The organism is Daejeonella sp. (assembly GCF_044232565.1).
GTDB lineage: Bacteria > Bacteroidota > Bacteroidia > Sphingobacteriales > Sphingobacteriaceae > Daejeonella.
Window position 1 is genome coordinate 1 of record NZ_JBIILQ010000211.1, and the last position, 4,966, is coordinate 4,966.

Annotated in this window: 4 protein-coding genes, 1 tRNA gene and 1 pseudogene; 5 read left to right on the plus strand and 1 reads right to left on the minus strand. The window is 35.9% G+C overall.

Annotated features, from left to right (window positions below; all coding sequences use genetic code 11):
- The 4 genes from ACILQF_RS10575 to ACILQF_RS10590 all read left to right on the plus strand — a co-directional run.
- The coding region (locus ACILQF_RS10575; protein ID WP_395627376.1) for a DNA translocase FtsK at positions 1-1,386 on the plus strand (1,386 nt) is incomplete at its 5' end.
- 12 nt (positions 1,387-1,398) lie between these two features.
- Complete coding sequence (locus ACILQF_RS10580) at positions 1,399-2,049, plus strand: outer membrane lipoprotein carrier protein LolA (RefSeq protein WP_395627377.1); 651 nt, start codon at positions 1,399-1,401, stop codon at positions 2,047-2,049.
- A gap of 70 nt (positions 2,050-2,119) precedes the next feature.
- Positions 2,120-2,395, plus strand: a complete 276-nt coding sequence (locus ACILQF_RS10585; protein WP_395627379.1) for a hypothetical protein — start codon at positions 2,120-2,122, stop codon at positions 2,393-2,395.
- The gene (locus ACILQF_RS10590) at positions 2,392-3,156 is read left to right on the plus strand and encodes an MBL fold metallo-hydrolase (protein ID WP_395627378.1); all 765 of its coding nucleotides are present in this window, start codon (positions 2,392-2,394) and stop codon (positions 3,154-3,156) included. The genes ACILQF_RS10585 and ACILQF_RS10590 overlap by 4 nt, the downstream gene beginning before the upstream one ends.
- 194 nt (positions 3,157-3,350) lie before the next feature.
- Here ACILQF_RS10590 and ACILQF_RS10595 read toward each other — a convergent pair.
- A tRNA-Leu gene (locus tag ACILQF_RS10595) sits at positions 3,351-3,437 on the minus strand.
- Positions 3,438-3,720: 283 nt separating this feature from the next.
- On the opposite strand from ACILQF_RS10595, the pseudogene ACILQF_RS10600 reads away from it, so the two are divergent.
- Positions 3,721-4,966, plus strand: a pseudogene (locus ACILQF_RS10600) (phosphoribosylformylglycinamidine synthase); the annotation flags it as partial.

Below are 4,966 nucleotides of genomic sequence, written 5' to 3' on the forward strand. Positions count from 1 at the left end.
GAAACACTCAATCACTATAATATCGAAATCGATAAAATAAAGGCTACAATCGGTCCCACAGTTACTTTATATGAAATTATTCCTGCTCCAGGAGTTAGGATATCGAAAATAAAAAATCTAGAGGACGATATTGCTTTGAGCCTTGCGGCTTTGGGTATTCGTATTATTGCTCCAATGCCTGGAAAAGGGACTATTGGTATTGAAGTTCCGAACCAGAATCCAGAAATGGTGTCAATGCGTTCAGTCTTGGCTACTGAGAAGTTTCAAAATACAACGATGGATTTGCCAATTGCACTTGGAAAGACAATTTCTAATGAAGTGTACATTGCCGATCTGGCAAAGATGCCACATTTACTTGTGGCCGGTGCTACGGGTCAAGGTAAGTCGGTGGGTATTAATGCAATATTAATTTCACTGCTTTATAAAAAGCACCCATCACAGTTAAAATTTGTACTTGTCGACCCTAAAAAAGTCGAACTAACCTTGTTCAGAAAAATTGAAAGACATTTTCTTGCCAAACTACCAGGTGAGGCAGATGCCATTATTACCGATACAAAAAAGGTAATCACAACCTTAAATTCGCTTTGTATTGAAATGGATAATCGTTATGACCTCTTGAAAAATGGTCATGTACGAAACTTAAAGGAATATAATCAGAAATTTGTCAGTAGGAAATTAAATCCAAATGAGGGACATCGCTTTCTGCCATTTATAGTGTTAATAATTGATGAGTTTGCTGACTTAATGATGACCGCAGGAAAAGAGGTGGAGACACCGATTGCTAGAATTGCTCAGTTGGCACGTGCTGTTGGTATCCACCTAGTTATTGCAACACAGCGTCCATCGGTTAATATTATTACAGGAACAATCAAGGCTAATTTCCCAGCAAGATTAGCATTTAGGGTGTTGTCTAAGATTGATTCCCGAACAATCCTTGATAGTGGGGGAGCCGACCAATTAATCGGACGTGGAGATATGCTTTTATCTACTGGAAGCGATTTAATACGTATTCAATGTGCTTTTGTTGATACCCCAGAGGTTGAAAAGGTTTCAGAATTTATTGGTTCACAAAGGGGATATCCATCTGCTTGGATGTTGCCTGAATATATAGATGAAAATTCGGATTCTTCAGCAAAAGAGTTTGACCCTTCAGATCGTGACCCGATGTTTGAAGAAGCTGCTAGAATGATTGTAATGCATCAGCAGGGTTCAACTTCTTTGATTCAGCGTAAACTTAAATTAGGGTATAATAGAGCCGGTAGGATAATCGATCAGCTTGAAGCTGCACATATTGTTGGCCCTTTTGAAGGAAGTAAGGCTAGAGAGGTTCTTATACCTGATGAATATTCTTTGGAACAATTCTTGAGCACATTAGATAAAATCTAAAATAAATATAAAATGAAGAAGTTTTTAATAGGAGCTCTGTTAGTTATGGCTCCTGGAATAGGTGCATTTGCACAAAGTGAGGTTAAAGCAAAAGAAATACTAGCAGAAGTTTCTAAAAAGTATCGTTCGTATGATGTTATAAAAACAGATTTTTCATATACCCTTGAAAACCCTCAGGCTAAGATAAAAGAAACTCAATTGGGGACTTTAATCGTTAAATCTAAACTTAACAAATACAAAATTATTTTAAAAGGTCAGGAGTTGATTAGTGATGGTAAAAATCAATGGACTTATCTTAAGGCCGACAAAGAAGTGCAATTAAGTGAGGTAGACAATTCTTCCGATGCTTTAAATCCAGCAAAACTTTTTACTATTTATGAGAAAGGTTTTAAGTCGGTTTATATCAATGATACCAAGTTAAATGGCAAAACATTGCATAATATTGATTTAACTCCACTAGATTCAAAACGTTCTTTTTTTAAAGTTAGGCTACAAATTGATAAAATAACTAAGCAAATTATGAATGCCCTTATTTTTGATAAAAATGGTAATCGATACACTTATACCATCAAAACATTTATTCCAAATGTGAAAGTTCCAGAGTCCACATTTACTTTTGATGCAAAGCTATATCCTGGTGTAGACTTGGTAGATTTAAGATAGTTTTGAAATAATTTATTTTAAGGGCTTAATCGTATCGCGCTTAAGCCCTTTTTTATTATTTTTGAGTGCAATGATATTTAACTATACACCGCATACTCTTGATAAATTGGAAGCTTTACTTAAATCACTCGGGTTTAAATTAAGATACGAAAGAGGTAATTTTAAGACAGGATCATGCCTATTAGAAAATAACAGGGTTGTTATAGTCAATAAATATTCAAATTTAGAAAGTAAAATCAATGCTCTTGCCGATTTACTGCAAAGCACTGACACAGATGATACCTTGCTCGATGATAAGCAAAAAGCTTTTTTATCGGAGTTGAAACAATTAAAATTAGAGCTTTGAGAGTAACATTTTTAGGGACAGGAACATCGCAGGGCGTACCGGTTATAGCTTGTGAATGTGAAGTTTGCAGGTCTGAAGACAAGCATGACAAGCGACTTCGTGTTTCTGTTCTTTTAGAGATAAATAAACAAGTAATTTTAATTGATACAGGACCAGATTTCCGATACCAAATGCTTCGTGCGGATGTTAAAAAGCTTGATGCTATTTTATATACTCATGAGCATAAAGATCATGTTGCAGGATTAGATGACGTAAGAGCTTTTAATTACAAACAACAATCTGAAGTGGATGTTTATGCCCATCAGCGTGTTCAGGATGCACTTAAGAAGGAATTTCATTATATTTTTTCTGGCAGTAATTATCCAGGTATACCTCGTTTAAGATTAAATAATATAGTTGATGGAGAGTCGTTTCAAGCTGCTGGAATTGATATAATACCCATCTCTGTTATGCATTATTTACTTCCTGTTTTTGGTTTTCGTATTGGTGATTTTACCTACATAACGGATGCCAAAACAATTAGTTCAGAGGAAAAAAAGAAAATTGTAGGGTCCAAAATAGTAGTAATTAATGCTTTACAGATAGATAAGCACTTATCCCATTTTACACTTGATGAAGCTTTAGAATTTGCTGCTGAAATTGGAGCGAATAAGACCTATTTAACTCATATTAGTCATAAATTAGGCACCCATGCTGAGATTTCAAAAAAACTGCCTAAAGATGTTTATTTAGCTCATGATGGATTGAAATTGGAAATGTAGGCATGAGGTCAGAAGACTGAGGTATGAGGTATGAGGTCAGAAGACTGAGGTCAGAGGTATGAGGTCAGAAGACTGAGGTCAGAGGTATGAGGTCAGAAGACTGAGGTATGAAGTCTGAAGTGTGTAGTCTGAGGTATGTAGTCAGAAGTATGTAGTCTAAATTCATACGGGACTATTTATTAAAATTTTGCGATTGGTGCCCAGGAGCAGATTCGAACTGCCACACCCGTTAGGGCGCCACCCCCTCAAAGTGGTGCGTCTACCAATTTCGCCACCTGGGCATATTGAATTTTATTTATTTAGGTCAAAAAAATCAACCTTTTTCTATGATTGCCTGCAAATATACAAGATTAGCTATTAATTCATATTAAATATAGAAAAATAGCAATGAGGAGATTTCGGGACTAACTTTTTCATTTTTTTTCTCATTCGAATTATAAATTTAGTTTAGTTTGATAACTATTAAATTTATAAAACTCATTTTTCAAATCACATTCAGCACCCATTTTCACATAAAAAAATTAACTTTGTTTTTATATTAATAGTATCCAAAGAAAACGTTAAATGATTCATTTTTTTGTCTCCCCACTAACTAAGGTCTATGCTGTTCAAACACTTGCAGAGATACTCTCAGATGATGTAAAAAAACTAAATTGGCTTTTCGGGGAGTCTTATATGTCAGTTGATCGGGTAATGCCGGGCTATTTTGTCGGGCCTAGAGCAGCAATGATCACACCTTGGAGTACCAATGCCGTAGAGATAACTCAAAATATGGGTATTTCTGGTATTATTCGTATTGAAGAATTTGAAAAAACTCCGGCAGATTTCAATGATTTTGACCCAATGCTTTTTCAGAAGTATCAGGAGCTACATCAAGAAATTTTTTCTGTAAAAATTAATCCTGAACCTATTTTAGAGATTCATGATATTGCGGCTTATAATAAATTAGAGGGTTTAGCGCTAAGTTCAGAAGAAGTTGATTATCTGGATAATTTGTCTGTCAAAATTAACAGAAAGCTCACTGATTCAGAAATTTTTGCATTCTCTCAAGCAAATTCTGAGCATTGTCGTCATAAGATCTTCAATGGCACCTTCATTATTGATGGGGAGGAAAAACCTACTTCACTATTTAAACTTATTCGCAAAACTTCGGAGACAAATCCAAATGATATAGTGTCTGCGTACAAAGATAATGTTGCCTTTGTAAAAGGTCCTAAATTAACTCAATTTGCTCCTAAAAGTGCCGATAAGTCTGATTTTTACGAAGAGAAAGAATTCGAATCCGTGCTCTCATTAAAAGCAGAAACACATAATTTCCCAACTACGGTGGAGCCCTTTAATGGTGCAGCAACGGGTTCTGGTGGAGAAATTAGAGATCGTTTGGCTGGGGGCCAAGGTTCACTACCTCTTGCAGGAACAGCAGTGTATATGACCTCTTATTCGAGACTTCAAAAGGGCCTACCCGTTGATAATCAAGGTTCAGAATGGGAATATTCAATGCATGAACGCCCTTGGCTTTACCAAACGCCTGTAGATATTTTAATTAAAGCTTCTAATGGGGCTTCAGATTTTGGAAATAAATTCGGACAACCATTAATAGTAGGTTCAGTATTAACCTTTGAGCATGAGGAAGGCAATCGTAAAATTGGCTTCGATAAAGTAATCATGCAAGCTGGTGGAATTGGTTATGGAAAACTTAATCAAGCGATAAAACAAATTCCCAAAGAGGGAGATAAAATTGTTATTCTCGGCGGTGAAAACTACCGCATAGGGATGGGCGGCGCTGCTGTTTCATCAGCTGATACGGGTG